Source organism: Legionella fairfieldensis ATCC 49588 (genome assembly GCF_000621525.1).
Classification (GTDB): domain Bacteria; phylum Pseudomonadota; class Gammaproteobacteria; order Legionellales; family Legionellaceae; genus Tatlockia; species Tatlockia fairfieldensis.
The window spans coordinates 45486-66071 of sequence record NZ_KK211299.1 but is presented as its reverse complement, the minus strand read 5'-3'; the positions used below and the strand labels follow the sequence as shown (position 1 = coordinate 66071).

Genomic DNA, 20586 nt, shown 5'->3' with positions numbered 1-20586 from the left:
CATTTTAGCTTAAGCGAATAAATTCGCTTAAGCTAAAATTGTCTTATTGGGCTTCATGGGCTCCTCTCTCACTAAACGAGGCACAAGATAACCGGGTAATTTACTTTGTAATTGTCGATGAATAAGCAAGGCGCTGGATTCTGGCAAATCAAAATGAGCCGCCCCCGCTACCTTATCAAGGACATGTAAATAATACGGTAAAACGCCACAATGAAATAACCGTTCACTTAAAGCGGCCAGGATAATCGCATTATCATTAATTGATTTTAGCAATACAGATTGATTAAGCAGGTGACATCCCACGTGACGTAATGCATGACAGGTTTGCTGCACTGTATGATCTAATTCCTGAGCATGATTACTGTGCAAAACTATTACCTTCTGTAACCGCGTAGTGGCCAGTATTGCTAAAAAGGACTCATTAATCCGCTCAGGTAATACTATCGGAATACGGGTATGAAAACGTAAAGTCTGTATATGAGGGATTGTTTCCAGTTGATGAATAAAATCACGTAACACACCGTCCGTTGCCAACAACGGATCACCGCCGCTTAAAATAACCTCTTTAATGCTTTTATCTTTGGCAAGATAATCAACGATTGTCTGCCAGCCTTTTCGTCCAGGATTATTAACCTGATAAGGAAAGTGGCGCCTGAAACAATAACGACAATTAACCGCACAAACACCGGTAAAGGTCAGTAAAACACGTCCTTGATATTTATGAATGAGTCCTGGTAAAGGATTAACTAACGTTTCGGCCAATGGATCGGTAACAAAATCGGTAACCGGCTGTAATTCCTCTACCGTAGCAAGCACTTGTAAAAGAAGAGGATCATGAGGATTTCCGCGTTGCATACGGGCAGCAAAGCCGCGCGGCACACGGGTTTTAAATTGTTTTTCCGCAATAGGATCACCTAAGCTTGAGGGTAAAGATAAAAACGCCAGCAATTCATTGACGGAAGTAAACCCTTGAGCCAGAATTTTTTGCCAGGTCACAGAGAATCTCGCATTAATTGTACAAAATTGATAAACTGGCGTGAACTCTAACGAAATTGCAATAAAATCTCAACCACGGAGCGCTGATGGCTACCTATAGTACCAATGAATTAAAAAATGGCTTAAAAGTAATGATTGATAATGCCCCTTGCAGCATTGTCGATTGCGAGTTTGTTAAACCCGGTAAAGGACAAGCATTTACTCGTGTCAAAATCCGTAACTTAAAAACAGGTCGTGTCGTTGAACGCACTTATAAAACGGGCGAAACTTTACCCTCCGCGGATGTAGCCGATGTGGAAATGCAATACCTCTACACCGACGGTGAATTATGGCACTTCATGGTTCCTGATAGTTTCGAACAATACGCAATCAATTCTGAAACGCTTGCCGATGCCTTGCAATGGTTAAAAGAACAAGATCTTTGTATTGTGACTTTGTGGAATAATGAGCCTATTCAGGTCATGCCACCCAATTTCGTTATTCTCACTATTACCGAAACAGATCCAGGTCTTAAAGGAGATACATCTGGCGGGGGAGGTAAACCGGCAATCCTTGAGACTGGCGCCGTAGTTCGCGTTCCTTTATTTGTACAGACAGGTGAATTAATTAAAGTGGACACTCGCAAAGGAGAATATGTTTCCCGGGCAAAAGAATAATCGCTGTTCGAGGTATCGAGGAGGGATTCGCGCACTCCGTGATAAAAGAACGAACTAAGGTTAAATTAACGGAATCGTTATTCGCTAAGGTTCCTTTCTTACAAAGGAGCCAATAAATGTTCTATTGATGAAGGGGCATTAACGATTCGTTTGTTAGCACTTGTTTTTCTATTTTTGTTTTAGGTGGGATGAAGAGTGAGAGTTCGCTTAGTTTTGTGCTTGGAAAATTCCGCCGAGCGTTTTGCACAAAATAAAACCACTCTTGTTTCATATAATCCATCTCTTCAGGGGCATCCCATTTATCAATTCTCTTGATTAAAATAGCAATAGGATTACATGTTTCATTAGATGCACATAAAAATGGGTTAGCACCGCCTTCGAGCATTTTCAGCGCGCTTCGATAAGTTGTTTTGTTGGTAAGACCACCCTGCGAAAGTAAAATGGCAAAAGGAGTCTGATGTTGTTCATTCATTACATTAAAACAAACTCCGGCATTTTGAGCTTGATGAAGAAAATTGACTAAGCCATTTAAGGTAGCGTACCAGACCTCTGGAAGTTGCTTTTGTACAAATAAATTGATTACCTGAAAAATATCATGTTCTTTTAAGGCGAGAAGATTTTTAAATTGTTGCCAATCCTTTTGATAATTATTATTTTCCAAGTACTCGATTAGATGATTTAAAATGTCTAGAGTACTAAAACGTGTTTGATAATGAATTGGAAAGGAGTTCTCTTCGATACAGGTTAAGGCATTACATTGGTTGATTTGCAATAGATTACTCCCCGCTAGCCATAGTTTCACTGCATATACCATGGTTGAATGCTTGCCATATCCTCTATCGATAAAAAAATCTCGATGAGCCAAAAGTAAACCCAGTGGGGTCAATCCTTTGCTGTTAGGTCTATTTAAAGCGTAAGAATCCTCCTCCGCTCTTTTTAATAAATCAGCGAGTAAATCCTTGTGGTACCAGCAGCTTCTCTGGTGATAATAAGCTTGTACTCCTGCATGTAAGGCATTATTCTCCATTCTATCACTAACAGATAAATCTAGAGTAGGGGTGAATGCAAGCAGGGTTCCCGTAGACGCATTACAATATCCTAAACTCACATAGGCATGCAATAAAGTATCACCGTTTTCATCTTTTTGGATGGCTAGCTCTGGTTTTGCCACCAAACTCAAGAATAACTGGTAACAATTTTTATGGTTAACCAATGCCTGGAAATAATTTGTGGTAGTCGAAAAAGAAGAAGGCAGGATATCTGGTAACGGCAGAAAAGATATTTTTCCTAAAGTATGGAGGCGCCATAGCGCTTGGAAATACTCTCTCGGCTCAAGATATAAAGAATCATCCAGTAGAAAGTATTTTGCTAAATGGCTGGTTTTAATCAAATTATCGGTTGGCCGCATCAACTCTGTTTTATGATGCTCAAGCAATTGCACAAAACAAAAAGGAATGATTCGACTGTTTATTGTCAATGCGCAATCAATGGCCGCTCGAATTAATTCGTCTTTTTTGGACTGCATGATGTACTTCATGCACTTAAAATCTAACATTCTACGGCACTCGTCTTCATAATAATTCAAAATAGAGATAAATACCTCAAGAATTTGTGGTTGGTTTCCATGGGCTAATAAGATTAAAAAAGCTTGGTTAATTAGATAATCGAGTTGATTATCTAATAGTAGCTGAAATACTAAGTTAATTTGGCTGCTATTTCCGGATTTGATTTCTTCGGCAATTTGAGTGGCTTGGTTTTTCAGCAATTGAGAATAAGCTTGATCATCATTCGTAGCACTAAGTTCTTTTATAAGTTTTTTCAGATCATCATGAATCATTAGTACTTCCTTAGATATAGATATGAGTAAAAAAGGTCTTGGTGCGCAGCGGACATGAAAACCCTCATCGCAAAACACTTATCAAATCAGAAATTGATAAGTGTATCTAAGATTTCAAAATACTTTTTTAAAACCAGAGATAAAACCAGAGATTAATGCCCGTTTCTAATTGCAAACCTATCATCTTGTAGTACCATTAATTATGTTACTATTTCAAGTTATTTCATTATTTAGGAACAATTTGTAAATTAAGCACCGCTTTAGGTACGAGAGAGGGTAATTTTTTTTACATAATCCAAGAGTTGTAAAGCAATATTTTGTCCGGTTGCTCGCTCCATGCCCTTAAATCCGGGAGAAGAATTAGCTTCACAGATTTTAAAACCCTGTGTATCAAATAGTAAATCAATACCGGCAATTTCCAGATTAAATAAATTAGCACAATCAAGAGCCAAACGCTCAATTTCAGCAGTGATTGGAAAAGGAGCTACCTCTCCACCGAGTGAATAATTCGCTTTAAAACTATCTTTGGCGGTTCGCTGCATACAGCCGATTACTTTGCCCCCTATAACAAATACCCTTAAGTCACGACCGTAACTAGTCGCAATAAATTCCTGGAGAATCATTTGACAACTACCTCCGTGACAGGCAATTAACCCCATTAAATCTCTAAAACTTTGTGCTGACTCACATAAATGAATGCCGATGCCCCGTGTACCAGAAAGAGTTTTAATGACTAAGGGAAAGCCAATCTCACGCTCTACGACATTGACGGACACAGGGAACTTGACTAACATGGTTTTTGGAGTAGGTAAATCACTTTGAGAAAGTAACTGGCTTACAAACATTTTATCTCTTGCTATTTCAACTGCGGTAGAATGATTACAGGTGTAAACACCTAATTTTTCCAGTTGCCGAATAATAGCCAAAGCAAAATAAGAGGTTTCGGCACCTAAACGTGGTAGCAAAAAATCAGGCAGGGAAGTACGGGAATCATCCAGCAAGATGCTTTTTTTATCATCACGGCTAATGACAAGCTCAAATTGTTCTGGCCGATATACTTCCAAGTCAATCTGCAATCGATTTGCTACAGCCAATAATCGATTCACTCCATGATCGGCTTCTGTTAATTCCGCTTTATGACGCTTGTATAAAATCCAGCCTTTCATGTTAGTTTCCAGCAGCCATTGCAATCAATTAATGATAAATTAGCCCCATGATTTTTACTTTAGCACAGTTACGTGGGGAAAGATGGTTTTTTGAAAGATATGTTTTTTACAAGCACTCAATACAGAAAGGCTTATGGTATTCCGTTTGCTTAAGAATAAAAATAAATTTGCCTCTTTTCCCAATACGAGAGGAAAAGAGGCAACCTCCAGGATGACTTGTTATCTATGATGGCCCCAACCACGAGCCCAGCCATGGCCACCCCAGCCTCGGCCTCCCCAGCCCCAACCGCGACCGACCCAACCACGGTTATAAGCACGATAACCGCTCCAGTAACCCGCATTACCCCATCCTCCGGAATAACCTCCCCAGTAAGGACGATAGCCATAATAACCTACGGAATAAACATAATCACTGTTATAATAGCCAGGGTAATAGGCTGCTTCGTTGACTCGACAACTCGTAAGAAACATTGCAGGTACAAACACTAATGCAGCGATAATTATTTTTTTCATGATCGCATCCTTGTATAGTTTGCCAAATAATTATACCACAAGAATTTAAATTGCACAAAACAACTATTTAGTGAACTTCCCTGGAGGATACATTATCTTAAAAAGCAGCGACTGTTTAATGAACATGAAACTATCAGACTAAAATGTTAGTGCCTCTAAAAGGAGAAGGTAAGACAGAGGAAAGAGCAAGAAATGACTAACAAGGAACAGACTAATTCATTTTAATCAGAGTAAATGAGGCAACGACGTCCTGATCATCTGAGCCGCAAAAGTAACCTCTACCGTGGCGATCTATGAGGAGCTTCAGGTTCCCTGCCTCGTAAGACAGGTATACACACCACACCTCAAACTGATCTCCTAACTGCAATTGTATTTTGGTTCAGCCAGGATCAGCCATTACCTATATAGTTTATAATAGACCATGCAGGCTGTTTTTTAAATCCAAAACTAGTAGTAAGTGCTTACAAAGAGTATTCCTGTCGCCTTACTCAGAGAATTTCGAAAACGTTAATCACGAAAATTATCAAATTGCAACGGTAATTCAATGTCTGATTTTTTTAGCAAAGCAATTGCTTCCTGTAGATCATCTCGTTTTTTTCCAGTAACGCGAATTTTATCGCCTTGTATGGACGTCTGCACTTTTATTTTACTGTCCTTAATTAACTTTACAATTTCTTTGGCAGTCGGTTGATCAATGCCTTGTTTAAAGGTCATGGAGAGAGAGTACATTTTACCGCTATGAACAGGTTCTTCTTCCATATCTACTCCAGCCGCACTTACCCCACGTTTGGTACAGTGATTACGAAACAAGTCCTCTAACTGCCGTACCTGAAAATCAGATTCTGATTTTAAAGTGACCGTCAACTCGTTCAACTCTATACTTGATTCAACACCACGAAAATCAAAGCGCGTACCCATTTCCCGCACTGCGTTCTCTACCGCGTGACGCAGTTCTACTTCATTAATTTCTGAAACAATATCAAAAGAAGGCATATTTACTCATTCGTTAATCAAAGAAACATATTAATATACTTAACAGAAAATCCACCGCTATGGAACAATCCGCCGATGTATTTCGTACACGTGAAAACAGCTCATGTCAAACAAAGCGCCTTTCTTGCCATTGATTGATGAGTTTTTATTCGATGATGATTCGATAACTCATCTAAAATCATCACGTATTCATCAACAACATCCCGCCAGCTTCGTTGCATTAACCGATTAAAAATATCCTTCTGTTTAGCAAGCAATGTTTGTCGATTATTAAGTCCCCATTCAATGCGCAGTGCCAAATCACGCCAATTATAGGGGTCGAATAACATAATATTTTGCAAATCTTGATCGGTGATAAGTTCAGTAGTAACTGGAATTCTTGCCATAATAACCGGTGTGCCTACTGATAACGATTCGGTAAAAGTGAAAAGACGATATCACTCACTCAAACTGGGATTTCTTTATTATCCAAAATTAAATCAATACGGAGTAAATTGCTAGAGTCGTCCATAATTATCCTCAAACCGCACAATATCATCTTCTCCCAGATAATCTCCGCTTTGAACTTCAATCATAATCAGGGGTAAAACACCTGGGTTTTCCAAACGATGTTTGCAGCCCGCAGGAATGTAGGTGGATTCATTAGTACGCACGTAAAACGCTTCATCACCGTTCACTACTTTGGCCATACCACTGACAACTATCCAGTGCTCGCTGCGGTGATGATGCATTTGTAAACTTAAACTGGCCCCCGGCTTTACTTCTATTCTTTTAATTTTATAACGTTGATTATCTTCCAGAATTGTAAAAGTGCCCCAAGGTCGGTAAACCGTACGATGGAGCTTATGGGCTTCATGTCCTTGCTCTTTCAATTGTGTATAAATATATTTTACATCTTGCGCTCTTGATTTGTCAGCCACTAACAACGCATCCGCAGTATCGATAATCAGCAGGTTATCAAGACCTACCGCCCCTACCAGGCGGCTATCACTTTTTATATAGCAGTTAGCCACATCATGTAACAGGATTTCACCCTCTACGCGATTCCCTTTTGCATCGGATTCGATAAGCTCGTCCAACGCGTTCCAGGAACCGATGTCACTCCAGCCAATCTGGCAAGGTACCACAGCGACCTGGCTCGATTTTTCCATCACAGTATAGTCAATGGAGTTCTCGGGTACCAACGCAAAAGTTCGACTATCCAGCTCAAGACCAGGATGTTCATTTTTTAGAGCCTGGGACTGTTGAAAACAAGTCTGTACCGCCGTAAGAATGTCCGGACAATGCGCTTCCATTTCTTGCAGCATCGTCCCGGCAGAAAACAGGAACATACCAGAATTCCACAAAAAACGACCGGATGCTACATAATCTTTTGCTTTTTCCAAGGCAGGTTTTTCCACAAAACGAAGGACCTGATTTCCTTCTGCTTCAATGTATCCGTAACCTGTATGAGGACTCTCCGGTGAAATACCAAAAGTTACCAGTTTTTGAGATTGGGCAAGTTTTATCGCTTCAGTAACAGCCTGTTGAAAAGCATTCTGGTTTGAAATCAGATGGTCCGCCGCAAGAATCAACATCATAGTGTTATCACCATGAGTCTTGATAGTTTGCAAAACTGCGGAAGCAATAGCGGCCGCCGTATTGCGACCGAAAGGTTCAATGATGAAAGAAACTTTTTTATTATTTGGGTTAACTTCTGATATTTCTTCTTCGATTTTAAAAAAGAACTCTCTGTTAGTTACAATCATTGTTTCCTGCACGTCAGGTAAAGAAATACCACGCAGAAATGCTTTTTGAAGAAGACTTTGTCCGTCGGCAAGACGAATGAATGGCTTGGGGTGCTGCTCACGAGAGACAGGCCATAGCCGTGAGCCGGCACCACCGCAAAGAATTATGACTGTTAGTGGAAACATTTTTCCTTCCTGTATCCCTTGGTTTTAGGGCACTGAATACATCGTAAGAATTCATCAGGGCAAATTAACACAGCCTGACAATATAAATAGCGTCCAGCATGCTGAATGGTAACAGTTTTTAAATAAAGATCAATAAACTCTCTTCTCTCACCAGGCACAAAGTTAAACAATTACTCAGATCGTCTTAACATAAAAAACGCTTCTCGCTCTTCCAATATTTCTTCAATCACTTGAATTTCATCCGTAAATTTTCTTCTGATTCCCTGGCTTACAAATTGAGTTAACAGAAAAATTCCTGCACTGGCTAAGAGAGCCAATGGCATGAAGACATTTTGCCGGCAAATCTCGTCAAAAATTTTTGAATCGAGGGAAGCATAACACTCAAAAGCCATTGTAATACCTACAGGTACAGACGGAATCACAATGAATTTCCTTGCCAGTGCAGAATAATTGTCTGTCTTTTCTCTGAGTAACGCTATTTTTTCTATCAGCTCATCATGAGTAAGATTTTCATTATTTATCGGGGCAGATGAGAAAAAATTATACATTCCATCTCCTTTACAAGCTTTTCTTTTGATTCATGCTTTATTTCCTTGGGAATACAGACTTCCTAAAGCCTGTCCATAACAAATAGAACTGTTTCTGGTTAAATCATCCAACCACTGTATACTCTTATCAGCAAACAAAAGTACGACAGTAGATCCTAATTTGAAATAGCCCATTTCTTCGCCCTGGCGTACTGACTTTTCTTCCTGAGTGAGAGCAGTCAAATCCAGGTGATACTGGTTGCGACAACGCTTGATATCCCCATGCCACCGCGTACCGATAGCCCCCACAATGGTAGCGCCCACCAATACCATAGCCATCAAACCCGCCTTGGTGTTAAAAAAAGCAACCAGACGTTCATTCCGCGCAAACAGCTGAGGAATAACTCGCGCGGTCGCTGGCTGGACTGAAAATAATTTACCAGGAACATAAATGAGTTCTTTCAGCTTGGCATCAATAGGCATATGAATACGGTGATAATCCTTGGGCGATAAATAAAGCGTGGCAAAACAACCGTTAATAAACTTCCTGGTTAAAACCGAACCAGCCAGCAACTCATCCACCGTGTAATAGCGCCCTTTAGCCTGCAAAATCTGCCCTTTTTCTATTGTACCCAACTCACTAATCACCCCATCCACTGGTGACACAACATCGGCCTGTGCCAATGGTCTGCATTGCGGTTTTAAATGACGAATAAAAAAATCATTAAAGCAAGCGTAATTCACAGGATTCTCATCCTGTGCTTCACTCATATCTACGCCATATTTTTGAATAAAATAGTGAATGAGTCTGTTTTTAACAGCAGGCGCTTGTACATTGGCTAACAAACCAGCAATAGTAGTTACCGCTTGTTTGGGGATAATAAATTGTGGAAACGTTTTTAAATAATCTTTAAACATACTAGTCGCTATAAATAAGGAAAAACGAATAATACCGCGAAAAAACTAACATTCATATTTACTCTATTTTTTGTAAACATTCACGTAATGATCTTAACTTAAGGACAGTTTCATTACCTGATGCATATCCTGGATTCCACGAGACAAGCCGTGGAACAAGTGTCCTTCTTAAGTTGACGCCGTTGGGCTTGTTTATTAATTCTTATTTAATAGAGTCTTATGAGCTACGTTACAATTATAGCTGACATCGAGCGACTTCTAACCCTGAGCTTGATACAGTATTGGGTTGCAATTCATCTGATTCTTTCAGAACTAATTTAGCATAGTGACTTAAAGAATTCAAAAAAGGAGCACTTTTTTCATCGATTTGTGACACTACTTGCCTGGTTTTGATTTTAATAGCAGGATAATTTTTTGATTCTATATGCATATACTTAAGAACCTTCTCAAAAACAGGATCATTCGCGTTAACCATACTTTTCATTAACTCCAGGATTTTCTTGAATAGTTCTCTATTCAAAGCAGATTCGCCATTCTTTTCACTAAAAATAAGAGCAAGAATGTAAGCATTACTTCGTTCTTTATACTTTTCAGATTGAAAATAATCACGAACCAGAGGAGCTCTTACTCGTGGACTTAAAAAACTGAATAAAAGAGAAGGCTCATAACTACTTAGAACCTCCTCAACAATACTCTGAAATTTTTCCCGAACTAGCGTATTAATCCAGCTATACATACATTTATAAAATAATTCGATATTATTTTTTGAATACAAATGGGTAAAATTCACATTATTTAATACTCGATTCTGAGCACTTTTACTAAATAATTTTTTATCAAATTTTCCTGTTTGGCAGGCAAAATGAACACTCAAGAAATGCATATAATGGATGGGATCTCGTCGCTCTTGTCTCATCATGTCCAATACCATAAGGGCTATCATTCGTTCAACTAATAAAGTATTTAATGAATTGTCTTCACACCCCCCCTCACTTAAAATAAGTGCTAAACAAGTCGCATTATCTTCTTTATTAGTAAACGCTTTCAAATAGCCTTTCACTTTTTCGCTACGCCGCCCTTTATAAAGAGAAACAATAATTCCCTCAATGTAAGCAACTAATGCTTCTTTCTCAAAGTATTGATTAATCCATAGGAAAAGAGCCTCAAGACAAGTTTCTACAATAGCAGTATCAGTATGCTCAAATCGTTTTTTTAGTGGAATATTTTTAGGTACCAAGTCTTTAATGTAAGAATTTAATTTATGTATAATTTCATTAAACTGAAAAGCTGTTTCTTTATCCTGAGTTAACACAGATTCTATAATCTTCACATCCTGAGCAATTAATTTTTCAAGTCCTTCAAGATAATACCTGGTACTAGGTCGACCAGTATCTTTTTGTTCCCAGGCAGAATACGAACAGGCATAATTTCTTATTTTTTGAATAAGAATGTTTAATTGATAACAACTTTCACGAACCTGATTTTTTGATACATAGAGTGTCTTTTTTTCCGTATTAAAAATTTGCCATGAATCTTCCAACGAGGAATCATCATTTTTTATTTTTTCTTTATTATTTTTGGGAGATAAAGAAACCTCTTGTCGTTTTTCTGCCAGCTCTTCTTTTAATTGAATTAAGTCAGTAAGAATTATTGCTAAATTTGGAGTATGCGCCGTTAACCATATATTATTATAATAATGCTGCTCCATTTTTTTTAAATTATAATAGCCTTTTGGTGCAACACAATAAGCATCTACAATAGGCCAATTCGCTTTATTAGTTACATCCTGTTTTTTTTCTTTTTGAGATTCCCAGCACTCACGCATTTTTTGATTTTGTTTATCAGCCCATTGCTTAATTTTTAAATACTCTTGCGGCATGGTAGACAAAAAATAACCAAAACCCATAACAGAGACACCCTTATCATTTTTCTTACAGCCAGGATAAGAGACTGTTAGCTGATAAAACTCATTATGTTCTTGCTCCAAAACACGTACTATATGGCTAACAAACGAGTCATTATTTGTATTTTTGTTAAACAAATCAGGATATTCCTGCTCTAATTTTTTAACTTTATCAGAATCAAGAGAATGATAATTCAAGGGTAAATCACCCAGGTAGTCCTCAAGATGGACTCGTAACATATCCGTATCAAAAGTCATTAGCTTTTTTAGCAAAGCACTAAAGAATTGTTGCTGAAAAGAAACCGTTTGATCTCCAAGCTGGAAGGAAGGGTTCATTGCCAATTGTCGTATAGCTTCCACAGTATCAGCATGATAACATTTATAAAGATTAGCATTCAGCGGTCTAATGTTTGCAGGCCAATGGGTCCTTCCTTCTATGTTGGGAAAATTATCAAATTGACAAGATTTAAAACTCATAGCCTTTTTAGGCAGATCTCTTAAGTATCCATCAATTAATAAACGTCCCCCATTCATTATATGAGTAATATCGTAATGAAACATATCCAAATCAAAAAATCCGGCCAACCCAACATTATAGGGATGGGAATCATCTGCTTTTCCCCATAACAGAGCGGCTAATATTTCAACAAAATTTCCTTTTAACAACTCTAGACACGAAACGGATTCAATTAAGGGTTTAAAATCAGGAAGAGCAAACGATAACGTACCAACTATTTTATCTTCTTCATCAAAAACCAAACGCTCTTCAGCAACCCTGTTTCCTATTGCAAGACGCATATCAACACTAAAACCCACGCAGTACATAGCAAGCGTTTGAGAATAATTATTGGCCAGTTTTTTATAAAATCCTGTCTTTTTTATCCCATTCACATCTACGAATTCAACTTTTACTACTTCATGCCCGGAAGGCGTTAGTGCTCCATCTGTAACTATTTTTAACTGACCCTTATAAATAGCTTTCTTTGGCAAAGGCATATACGCCCTTAGTGTGTAACTGTAGAGAATTCATATTAAGTAAAAAACACTGATTAATTCAATAGCTTTTTAAATGTTAACTTGTTTTTCCACAAAACATGACCCCTATATATGAGTCAATATTTTAAATGGTCTGTTTGATATCAGGCGTCTCAAAATACATATCAATTAAGAATAATTTCGTGCAGAAAAAAACGTTAATGGAGAATAAGTGTTATAATTACGCAAAAAAATCAGACTCAATAAGGCTACCATATTCACAAGAAAACCGGGCAACCAAAAGACGCCCTGTTGTATCGCCTGTTCGGCTACAGGTAAACTCGCCGCCCCAAGGCTTGCGGCTAACGCCCAGACTGTTGAAACCCCACGACAACGACATTGAGCTGGTAATTGCAAATAGAGATAATAATAAAGCGAAGCACATATTAATGCATTCGCCACCGCATAACCCAATAGAGCAATCAAAACAAACAAGGGCTGTGCATGAAAGGTGAAATAAAAAAGTAATGGTGCTACGAGACTGACCAGTAGCATGCTGATCTGCATTAAGCGAAAAGCCTGATGTGGTTTGCTAAAATAAGCCATCGGTAATGCTAAAACGGCGGAAGCTAATTGGGCAAGCGACCCTGTCCATGCACATTGGGTTTTACTCCATAGTTGTTTGTCTGTAGCAAAAGAAACCCAAAATACATTGCACAGATAAACAGTCACGCTCACAAAAGCGCCAATAATTGCAATATTTAATAAACCGCGCCAATGAATCTGCCATACTTCATTAAGGCTGATGGAGTTTTGGTGAAACTCTGGTGATTCAGGCAAGCGCTTGCGTAAACGACAAACCCATAAAGAAATAGCAGCAACCAAAGCAAAAACTACTCGCCACATAGCCGATAATTCACCGTATTGTAAAAGTGCTGCCATGGCTCCTCCCATAAATAAACCTAGCGCGCCACTCGCTGCGACCAGACTACCAGCCAGCAGCGGCTTATGGGGGTGATGTTCAACCAGAAACATCGCCGAGGTGTTAATTTCTCCTCCCAAGGCTAGTCCTTGAGCCATACGTAAAACTAACAATCCCCAGGTAGCCCACACACCAATCTGCGCATAGCCTGGTAATAAACAGATACCTAAAGTAGCAACTCCCATTAATGCAGCAGAAAAAACCATCGGTTTACGTCGTCCACTTAAATCAGCTTCACGGCCAAATAACCAACCCCCTACAGGACGGGCCAAATAAGCAGCTGCAAAAAGAGCGAAGCTTAAAGTTAAACTGTAAGAAGAGGGAGGAAAAAAAAGATCCGCAAACACTGTTTTTGCCAGATAAAGATAGAGACTAAAATCTAACCACTCCAGAAAAACAAGGGCTAAAACGAGGAATAAAGCGCTTTGCTTCATAAAACATAATTTCCAATAATTCAGTAACTGATCAATACGGGTATTTTCCAGACAAGGGCCAGAACCTTACTAAAAACCAGCGAATGAAAAGCCAAAATGATTAACTCTGATGCCTCAACACAATACCCATTTTTTTATATTATCTTCTGCTGTATCTTTTGTTTCTAAATAAAGGCAAGTATTTTACCATCTCTTGATTTTTCTTTAAAATTAAAAAGTCTTTTTTTAGCAATTTAACCTTTCCAGGACTACTTTAACGTGAAAAGCCTCACTAATGATTTAAATTTATGCATTATAATCTAACTTCATACCTTCCAGGGTTAATTTTTTTGATAAAATTCGTCTTGTTACCAGAAATAGATAAGTATTTATGAATTTTAATATAATTGGTGCTGGACGCTTGGGTAAAACACTAGCCTATGCGTTGATAAATACAGGCGAAATTCGGCTACAGGCTGTCTGCAATGAACACTTTCATCAAGCCAGACTTGCTATAGAACACATTGGTGCAGGGATTGCTGTGTCTTTATTAAAAGATTTACCACCCGTTGATTTAACTTTTTTAACGGTTAACGACGATGTTATTTCTTCTCTTGCCAAACAGCTTGTTAAAGAAAAAGGCATAACGCCCGGCAGTATCGTTGCTCATTGTAGTGGAGTTTTAAGTTCCGACGCCTTAATTTCTCTGCGAAACCTGGGCTGCCAGATTGCAAGCATTCATCCTCTTAAAGCATTTAAAGCGGGTACTCTGGATAAAAATGCCTTTAAGGGATGTTTTTGCGCTGTTGAAGGGGACGAAGCTGCTGTCGATACTCTATCTCTTCTTTTTGAAAAGATTGGCGCGAAAATTATACCGATAAAACCAGAGGCTAAAACCACTTATCATGCTGCGGCTGTTATTGCCTCGAATTATTTAGTCACCTTAGCGGCTGCTGCTAGTGAGTTGTTTGAGAAAGCAGGCGTGTCTGGCGAATTATCCTCCCAAATAACTACTGACTTAATGCAAAGCAGTCTGGTTAATATACAACAAACACCGACTCTTACCGAAGCATTAACCGGACCTTTGCTGCGTGGAGATCTGAACACTCTTCGTAAACATTTGGATGCTTTGGAAGGAACATCCCTAAAAGCACTCTATTGCACAGCGGCCCTTGCTACCTTGCCCCTCACTTATTTAAGCGAAGAGCAAAAAACCAGGATACATAACCTGATAAACAGTCAAGAGGAGGAATGTTTCACGGGAAACGATTAATAGTAATAGCTCGTCCTTTCAGGGGATGACCTCAATAAAAATCACAGGAAGTGAAATAATTTCAAATAAATCAATCGCTTTTAGAAGACACTTCCAAAGCCGTCACATTTTGCAAACCACGTGGTAAACAATGACCACGCCGCCCTCGCTCACCAAGATAATGATTAAGATCAGCTGCTTTTAGCGTAAAATGACGTTTGCCGGCATGAACAGTTAGTGAATCTTCAATAGCGAGCACTTGTACATCCACAACCAACTCTTCACGCGCCTTAGCTTTTGCCGTTGGGATATTAATCAACTTGTTACCCTTTCCACGAGAAAGTTCGGGTAATTCGGTGAGAGGAAAAACCAGCAAACGTCCTGCATTAGTCACCAGAGCAAGAAAATCAGTTTCTTTTGCGTTAATTAAACGAGGAGATAACAGGCGACTATTTTCAGACAGTTTAAGGCATGCTTTACCATTGCGGTTTTTTACATACAAATCTTGTAATTTCGCTATAAAACCATAGCCAGCATCACTGCTTAACACGACCCAATCATTAGCATCGCCAGCAATAAGCGCTTCAAATAAAACACCTTCTGCCGGATTTAATTTACCGGTTAATGGCTCTCCCTGCCCTCTCGCCGAGGGGAGAACATGACAGGGCAGGGCGTAAACTTTCCCTTCGCTATCAAAAAATAATACCTGCTGATTACTACGAGCGTTGGCTTGTGCCTTAAATTCATCGCCCGCTTTATAGCTTAATTCACGACCATCAATATCATAGCCTTTCGCCGCACGAACCCAACCTTTTTGTGACAGAATCACCGTAACAGGTTCATTAGGTAAAATATCTTCTTCTTTAAGCGCTTGTGCCTCCTGACGTTCAACCAAAGGGGAGTGTCTGTTGTCGCCATATTGATCTCTATCGACAATAATTTCGCTCTTAACCAACCCTTTCAAGCGATGTTCGCTTGCCAGCGTTGATTGTAAGGAATCCCGTTCTGCGCATAATTCATCCAGCTCTCCTCGCAGTTTTATTTCTTCCAATCTGGCAAGGTGGCGCAATTTCATTTCAAGAATCGCTTCAGCCTGTCTTTCACTCAGGGAAAAATGACTGATTAATCCTTGTTTGGGACTTTCATGCTCCCGGATAATTGCAATCACTTCATCAATATTTAGATAAGCGGTAATTAATCCTTCCAAAACATGGATACGCTCCAGCACTTTATCCAAACGATACTGTAATCGTCGCTTTACCGTTGCTACACGATAGGTTAGCCACTCTTGCAAAATAGTTAACAGATTTTTTACCCGTGGTTTGCCGTCCAGACCTATCATATTGAAATTAACACGGTAACTTCGTTCCAAATCAGTAGTTGCAAATAAATGAGACATTACACCGTCTACATCAATCCGATTCGATTTGGGTACGATAACGAGGCGCGTAGGATGCTCATGATCCGATTCATCGCGTAAATCCTCAATCATCGGCAATTTCTTTTGTTGCATTTGTGCGGCGATTTGTTCAATTACCTTTGCTCCGGAAACCTGATAAGGCAAAGCAGTAATAACAATCGTATGTTTTTCCTGGCGATATAGAGCACGCATTTTCACAGAACCATGCCCTGAGCCATATAAGGTTCGAATAGCTTGACTTGGTGTAATGATTTCTGCTTCCGTAGGAAAATCAGGCCCTTTTATATAATTGCAGATAGCATCTAAATCGGCTGCTGGATTATCAAGCAAATGGATACAGGCATTAGCTACTTCAGTTAAATTGTGGGGTAAAATGTCAGAAGACATGCCAACAGCAATACCCATTGCTCCATTGAGCAGAACATTAGGCAAACGCGCAGGCAAAAGCGCGGGTTCTTTCAGTGTACCGTCAAAGTTATCAACCCATTCCACCGTGCCCTGTTGCAGTTCAGCCAAAAGTAGATCTGCATAGGAAGATAAGCGAGCTTCTGTATAACGCATAGCGGCAAATGATTTAGGATCATCCGGAGATCCCCAGTTGCCTTGACCGTCAACGAAAGGGTAGCGATAAGAAAAAGACTGGGCCATTAAAACCATTGCTTCATAACATGCTGTATCACCATGCGGATGAAATTTACCTAATACATCCCCTACTGTACGTGCAGATTTTTTATACTTGGCTGTCGCTTTAAGACCAAGCTCTGACATCGCATAGACAATACGTCGTTGCACTGGTTTTAAACCATCAGCAATATGAGGTAACGCTCTATCAAGAATGACATACATCGAGTAGTCAAGATAAGCTTTTTCAGTAAATTCAGTAAGCGGCTTACGCTCTATGGCATTGTTCATGAAATAAAAGTTCAAATTGTTATAATCAATAAGATCATCCTAGTGCAAGTAAGACTAAGAAGGCAAAATTATTTTAGCAATTAATCTGATCTGTTGTGAATAACAACAGGTTGTAATAAGTTTGTATTAATTTCTAATCTCCGGCGTGGATAGATAATTTATCTTCCTGCCATCATGAATAATTTTCATTGAATACTGACTTAAAATCAATGAAGTAACAGGTTATGAAAATTATGTCTGACATATCAACGTGCCTACCCTATTGTTACAGGTTATTTTAATGTGTCGCAATCGCTCTGGAAGATAAAAGTCGAAGCTATTTTATTTGATGCAAATCTATATTGTGCAGCAGGTATGTTTTTATTATGGAATCCGTCCGTGTTATCTATTACTGTGGAATCCAGAATGTACACCAATCCTGAACCCCACGGTAAAAGTTATTTGAGATTTTTTCTGACTTTTTTAATTGCTCTTATTTGAGCGACAGCACGGGCAAGTTCCACTGCTGCAACGGAATAATCCAGATCGGCATTTTTACTGGCTATGGCTTCTTCAGCCTGTGCTTTAGCGGCTAGTGCCGCTGCTTCATCAAGCTCTTCAGCACGCTCCACCGTATCAGCCAACACCGTCACATAGCGTGGTTGAACTTCGAGCATCCCGCCAGATACGTAATAAATTTCCTGCCCCCCTCCTTGCAAAGTCACCCGAATTTCACCCGGTTTTAAAATGGTCAGGAGAGGAGCATGGCCCGGAACAATGCCTATTTCTCCCAAGTCGCCAGTCGCCACGAGCATTTCAACAGGACCTGAAAAAATTTCCTGTTCGGCACTGACGATATCCAAGTGGGTTGTTATTGCCATGTCTGTTTGCCTCATAGAGTTTTAGCTTTCGCAACAGCTTCCTCGATACTACCCACCATGTAGAATGCCTGTTCAGGTAAATCATCATATTCACCGGCAAGAATTCCCTGGAATCCTTTGATGGTATCTTTTAAGGAAACGTATTTACCAGGCGAGCCTGTGAATACTTCAGCAACGAAAAATGGCTGAGAAAGAAAACGCTGTATTTTACGTGCGCGAGAAACAACTCTCTTATCTTCTTCAGATAACTCGTCCATACCAAGAATTGCAATAATATCTTTTAATTCTTTATAACGTTGTAAGGTTTGCTGAACCCGGCGGGCTGTATCATAGTGCTCTTGTCCGACAATTAAAGGATCTAACTGTCGTGAAGTAGAATCCAACGGATCTACTGCGGGGTAAATTCCCAATTCAGCAATTTGCCGTGATAAAACAACTGTTGCATCCAAATGGGCAAAAGTCGTAGCAGGAGACGGATCGGTTAAGTCATCAGCAGGTACATAAACCGCTTGAATTGAAGTGATCGAACCTGTTTTAGTAGAGGTAATCCGCTCTTGCAACATACCCATTTCTTCTGCCAGCGTAGGCTGGTAACCTACCGCAGAAGGCATTCGACCGAGCAATGCTGACACTTCTACACCGGCTAACGTATAACGATAAATATTATCGATGAATAACAGAACATCACGGCCTTCATCGCGGAATTTTTCAGCCATCGTCAAACCAGTTAAAGCAACACGCAAACGGTTTCCTGGTGGTTCATTCATTTGACCATAAACAAGAGATACTTTATCCAGTACATTGGAATCTTTCATTTCATGGTAGAAATCATTACCTTCACGTGTCCGCTCACCCACCCCGGCAAATACAGAATAACCTTCATGCTCATGAGCAATATTACGGATTAATTCCATCATATTAACGGTTTTACCTACACCAGCACCGCCGAAAAGACCTACTTTTCCACCCTTGGCAAAAGGACAAAGCAAATCAATTACTTTAATACCTGTTTCAAGTAACTCCTGACCGCCTGCCTGCTCTTCATAGCTGGGTGCCTGACGGTGAATAGCCCAATGTTCTTCCGCATCAATGGGGCCTGCTTCGTCTACTGGTCGCCCTAATACATCCATAATACGGCCAAGCGTTTTTTTACCTACAGGAACCTGAATTGGCTCGCCTGTGTTTTGTGCTTTTACGCCGCGACGCAAACCATCGGTAGTACCCATAGCAATGGTACGCACAATACCATCACCTAACTGCTGCTGAACCTCAAAAACCAGCTCACCTTCAACGAGCTTTAATGCATCGTTTACTTTGGGAACATTGTCACGTGGAAATTCAACGTCGACAACTGCACCAATAACCTGAACTACTGTTCCTAAACTACTCATCATCTACCCTCTTATAAAGCGTCTGCACCACCGACAATTTCAGCCAACTCTTGTGTAATGGCAGCCTGTCGGGCTTTGTTGTAAGCTAATTGAAATTCTTTAATTAAATCACCCGCATTGTCTGTTGCACTTTTCATCGCAATCATCTTTGCTGCCTGTTCACAAGCAATATTTTCAACAACAGCCTGGTAAACTTGCAGCTCAATGTAACGTTCCAACAAAGCGTCCAACAATTCTTTTGCATCGGGTTCATAAATATAATCCCAATGGTGGCCAAGATTTTTACTATCTTCTTCCGCCACAGGCAAAGGCAATAATTGTTTGACTGTTGGTTTTTGCGTCATCGTGTTAATGAATTCATTATAGACAACATGCAGCGCATCAATTTCGCCTTGATAAAACGCGTCCAACATAACCTTTATTGCACCGATAAGATCTTTAATACCAGGCTTATCACCTAGCTGATCTACTGTAGCAGTTACTCGTCCACCCACGCGCTTGAAAAATGCCTGACCTTTTCGACCAATAACGCAAAGATCTACTTCTTTACCTTCCTGTTGCCAATGATGCATGGTTCGGATAGTTTCACGTAACAAATTGGCATTCAACCCACCGCATAAACCACGATCAGAGGTCACCACAATAAGACCTATTCGCCTGGTCTCTCGATTAATCATAAAAGAATGGCGATATTCTGAAGTAGCACGAGCTATATGCCGAACTACATTATATATCTTCGTTGCATAAGGCTTTGATGCACGCATTCTATCTTGCGTTTTACGCATTTTGCTTGCAGCAACCATTTCCATCGCTCGAGTAATTTTTTGCGTGTTTTTTATACTCGCAATCTTTGAACGGATCTCTTTCGCTCCAGCCATATCTCGCTTCGCCTTTAACTAACAGGTTGCAGATTTAAAAATACAATCTGTATCATCAATTAAGCCTTTAATCGTATAAAA

At 39.7% G+C, this 20586-nt stretch carries 17 protein-coding genes; 2 read left to right on the top strand and 15 right to left on the bottom strand.

Going from position 1 to position 20586, the window contains the following annotated elements; all coding sequences use genetic code 11:
• Positions 1–27: 27 nt before the first annotated feature.
• Complete coding sequence (gene epmB / locus T345_RS0111160; protein WP_242604533.1) at positions 28–996, bottom strand: EF-P beta-lysylation protein EpmB; 969 nt, start codon at positions 994–996, stop codon at positions 28–30.
• 86 nt (positions 997–1082) lie between these two features.
• Here epmB and efp point away from each other — a divergent pair, with 86 nt between their 5' ends.
• Entirely contained in the window at positions 1083–1652 is a 570-nt protein-coding gene (gene efp / locus T345_RS0111155) for an elongation factor P (protein WP_028389405.1), read from the top strand.
• 121 nt (positions 1653–1773) lie between these two features.
• Here the strand turns inward: efp and T345_RS0111150 are convergent, their stop codons facing one another.
• The 10 genes from T345_RS0111150 to T345_RS14660 form a co-directional block, all read right to left on the bottom strand.
• Complete coding sequence (locus T345_RS0111150) at positions 1774–3489, bottom strand: hypothetical protein (protein WP_028389404.1); 1716 nt, start codon at positions 3487–3489, stop codon at positions 1774–1776.
• Positions 3490–3749: 260 nt separating this feature from the next.
• Positions 3750–4655 (bottom strand): ATP-grasp domain-containing protein, encoded by a 906-nt coding sequence (locus tag T345_RS0111145; protein WP_028389403.1) that lies wholly within the window; start codon positions 4653–4655, stop codon positions 3750–3752.
• Positions 4656–4874: 219 nt separating this feature from the next.
• Positions 4875–5168 (bottom strand): hypothetical protein, encoded by a 294-nt coding sequence (locus tag T345_RS14245; RefSeq protein WP_035918954.1) that lies wholly within the window; start codon positions 5166–5168, stop codon positions 4875–4877.
• Between the two features lie 507 nt (positions 5169–5675).
• Positions 5676–6161 carry a YajQ family cyclic di-GMP-binding protein gene (locus tag T345_RS0111130; protein WP_028389402.1) on the bottom strand — a complete coding sequence of 162 codons (486 nt, stop codon included), beginning with the start codon at positions 6159–6161 and terminating at the stop codon, positions 5676–5678.
• A gap of 101 nt (positions 6162–6262) precedes the next feature.
• A complete protein-coding gene (locus T345_RS0111125) occupies positions 6263–6547 on the bottom strand; it encodes a hypothetical protein (protein WP_028389401.1) in 285 nt (94 codons plus the stop codon).
• Between the two features lie 111 nt (positions 6548–6658).
• Complete coding sequence (locus tag T345_RS0111120; RefSeq protein ID WP_028389400.1) at positions 6659–8074, bottom strand: mannose-1-phosphate guanylyltransferase/mannose-6-phosphate isomerase; 1416 nt, start codon at positions 8072–8074, stop codon at positions 6659–6661.
• Between the two features lie 170 nt (positions 8075–8244).
• Complete coding sequence (locus T345_RS0111115; protein WP_028389399.1) at positions 8245–8622, bottom strand: hypothetical protein; 378 nt, start codon at positions 8620–8622, stop codon at positions 8245–8247.
• Positions 8623–8652: 30 nt separating this feature from the next.
• Positions 8653–9519 (bottom strand): archaetidylserine decarboxylase, encoded by an 867-nt coding sequence (gene asd, locus T345_RS0111110; protein WP_028389398.1) that lies wholly within the window; start codon positions 9517–9519, stop codon positions 8653–8655.
• Between the two features lie 235 nt (positions 9520–9754).
• Positions 9755–12418 (bottom strand): hypothetical protein, encoded by a 2664-nt coding sequence (locus tag T345_RS0111105; protein WP_028389397.1) that lies wholly within the window; start codon positions 12416–12418, stop codon positions 9755–9757.
• A gap of 168 nt (positions 12419–12586) precedes the next feature.
• Positions 12587–13813: an MFS transporter gene (locus tag T345_RS14660; RefSeq protein ID WP_051555251.1), complete on the bottom strand. Its 1227-nt coding sequence runs from the start codon at positions 13811–13813 to the stop codon at positions 12587–12589.
• 370 nt (positions 13814–14183) lie between these two features.
• On the opposite strand from T345_RS14660, the gene T345_RS0111095 reads away from it, so the two are divergent.
• On the top strand, positions 14184–15065 hold the full coding sequence (locus tag T345_RS0111095) for a Rossmann-like and DUF2520 domain-containing protein (protein WP_028389396.1): 882 nt from the start codon (positions 14184–14186) through the stop codon (positions 15063–15065).
• Between the two features lie 70 nt (positions 15066–15135).
• Here the strand turns inward: T345_RS0111095 and parC are convergent, their stop codons facing one another.
• The 4 genes from parC to atpG form a co-directional block, all read right to left on the bottom strand.
• Positions 15136–17376 (bottom strand): DNA topoisomerase IV subunit A, encoded by a 2241-nt coding sequence (gene parC / locus T345_RS0111090; RefSeq protein ID WP_028389395.1) that lies wholly within the window; start codon positions 17374–17376, stop codon positions 15136–15138.
• Positions 17377–17813: 437 nt separating this feature from the next.
• A complete protein-coding gene (locus T345_RS0111085; protein ID WP_028389394.1) occupies positions 17814–18236 on the bottom strand; it encodes a F0F1 ATP synthase subunit epsilon in 423 nt (140 codons plus the stop codon).
• 11 nt (positions 18237–18247) lie between these two features.
• Positions 18248–19630 carry a F0F1 ATP synthase subunit beta gene (gene atpD / locus T345_RS0111080; protein WP_242604534.1) on the bottom strand — a complete coding sequence of 461 codons (1383 nt, stop codon included), beginning with the start codon at positions 19628–19630 and terminating at the stop codon, positions 18248–18250.
• A gap of 8 nt (positions 19631–19638) precedes the next feature.
• Positions 19639–20505, bottom strand: coding sequence for a F0F1 ATP synthase subunit gamma (atpG, locus tag T345_RS0111075; protein ID WP_028389392.1), 867 nt, complete (start codon positions 20503–20505; stop codon positions 19639–19641).
• Between the last annotated feature and the right edge of the window lie 81 nt (positions 20506–20586).